We start from the raw sequence: 1,937 nt of genomic DNA on the forward strand, positions 1-1,937 counted from the left end.
ACCCGGCCAAAGAGATCGTCACCGCCGTCGGCGTCCACGTCAGTGATCTGCCGGGCGCGTGGCTGACCGCCGAGGTCGGCGACCATGGTCAGCTGTTCGGCTGGCAGTTCGTCTGATCGCGAGCCCACGCACGGGGCAGGCGCACCGGACGGCCGTGCCCAGACTGAAATGTGTGAACGTAGCGAGCCGGGGTAGGCGCGGCTTGTGCCATCGGTCCAACCAGAGCTCTTCGCGCAGGTGAGGAGCACGCTTGGCCAAGCGGGCTTCCATCTTGTCGCCGACGACGAGCAGGGTGGGCCAGGCCTGCGGGTGACTCGAGTCCCCAGCGGGCTCCTTATCGAGTGGAAGGCCTCCGACGGCTTCACCGCTCTGGCTGCGGAGCAGCCCGGAACCTCGCACAACAGCATGCTGGCCATCGTGCAGGCGGCTGTCTCCGAGCTGCTGGCCCGGAACGGGTACACGGTGACGGGAGCCCCGGATTGCGCCGGCTTGCTCATGGTCGCCGACAACTGAGCTCCCGGCCCGCGCCTTGTCCCGGTTCGACCAGTGCTGGGGCCGGATGCTTGAATCGAACGTATGAGCGATCTGCCGGCCTGATCCGCCACGCCTGCGGGCGATCCTGGCCTACCTCGAGCAGCAGCTCGCCAACGCGGAGACCGTGGCCGTGTACCTGCGCCTGCAGGTCGATGCCGTACGGCGGACTCTCGCCGCGGCCGAAGGTCCGCCCGACCCGCAGCCGCTACGGCAGGAGCAGCCGGCGGTGCTTCCCGCGTTCGCGTCGAGCGGCCGGCCGACGGGCTTCGCCGTCCAGCAGAAGCGCACGCCGCTCGGAGCCGAGCCCGCCATCATCCACACGGACGACTGCTCGATGTCCGAGGGCACGACGCCCGATCAGTGCGCACGAGGCCCGGGTGGCGCTGTCGGATCCGAAGCTGGAGGCGTGCGCGTTCTGCCGGCCGGACAGTGAGCTGGGGATTCTGGAATGACGCGCGCCCCCGCACGGGTTCGTGCGAGGGCGCGGATCATCGAGTGGGACGAGGAGGTCAGCTTGCGCTGCGCAGCCTGCGGGCCAGTTCCTCGCGAATGTTGGCCGAAAGGTTGCCGGTTTCGCCCCAGGCGAGGACCAGCTCGGCCACGTACCGCAGTTTGATGTTGGTGCACATGGACGTCTCGCGGAGCACATCCCACGCCTCAGCTGCGGTCAGGCGTCCGACCGCAACCACGATGCCGATCGCTTGATCGATCACAGCGTGGGAATCCACGGCGTGCTCAAGCTGGGCAACCTTGGTCTGCAGTTCTTGGATGTCGTCGGCAGCGGGGTTTTCTGTCTCTTGGGCCGCCTCGGGGAGCATCTGCGTAGTGCTTTGCACGTTGCCTCCGGGCTATGGGGGGCGTCGGCATTCCTGGTACTCGCGTCCAGCCTTCAGCCGTGACGCCCCCGCGTTCTTCCACCCTCACACGGGAGGCCGCTGGGGGCAACGGTGCGCCCAGGCGGGCACCTGCATTTACGCGGGATCACTCCGTCGTCGGTCCCGACGTGACCCACACCTGGTGCAGTGGGCGAGGGACTTGCGTCGGCGCCGTCGTGCAGCTCGTGCCCGGTGCCCTCGATCGTGGACGCGATTATCTGGCCGGCCTGGACCATGGCGTCGCCGCCGAGCAGATCTTGTACAATTCTCAACTTCTGTCACTGCATTTCTTGCTAGCGTCAGATCATCCGGGGCGCCTGCTCCACGCAGGGCGTGGGGCCCCGGCTCCGCGAGCAGCCGGCGGCTCTGTTACCCCCCGTTCGGGAGCCGCCGGCCTTTCGCATGACGGCCCGACCCGCCCGCGTCGACGCGCACGAGGCCGTCGCCGCACTGCGCGACGGCCTGGCCGCGTGCATCATGTGCCGACCGGACCTCGAGCTCGGCGACTGGCGGCCGTCAGCCCTCGTA

Annotated in this window: 4 protein-coding genes; 3 read left to right on the plus strand and 1 reads right to left on the minus strand. The window is 68.7% G+C overall.

Translation table 11 applies throughout. The features are described from left to right. Positions 1–309 precede the first annotated feature (309 nt). Positions 310–513, plus strand: a complete 204-nt coding sequence (locus ACWDA7_RS52430; protein WP_450615244.1) for a hypothetical protein — start codon at positions 310–312, stop codon at positions 511–513. A 173-nt stretch (positions 514–686) separates the two neighbouring features. After that, complete coding sequence (locus ACWDA7_RS52435; protein ID WP_450615246.1) at positions 687–986, plus strand: DUF6233 domain-containing protein; 300 nt, start codon at positions 687–689, stop codon at positions 984–986. 57 nt (positions 987–1,043) lie between these two features. Here the strand turns inward: ACWDA7_RS52435 and ACWDA7_RS52440 are convergent, their stop codons facing one another. Then, positions 1,044–1,352: an ANTAR domain-containing protein gene (locus ACWDA7_RS52440; RefSeq protein ID WP_450615248.1), complete on the minus strand. Its 309-nt coding sequence runs from the start codon at positions 1,350–1,352 to the stop codon at positions 1,044–1,046. 459 nt (positions 1,353–1,811) lie between these two features. Between ACWDA7_RS52440 and ACWDA7_RS52445 the strand changes: the two genes are divergently transcribed. Continuing rightward, positions 1,812–1,937: DUF6233 domain-containing protein (locus tag ACWDA7_RS52445; RefSeq protein WP_450615250.1), on the plus strand; the 126-nt coding region annotated here is incomplete at its 3' end.

This window comes from Streptomyces sp. NPDC001156 (assembly GCF_053598275.1).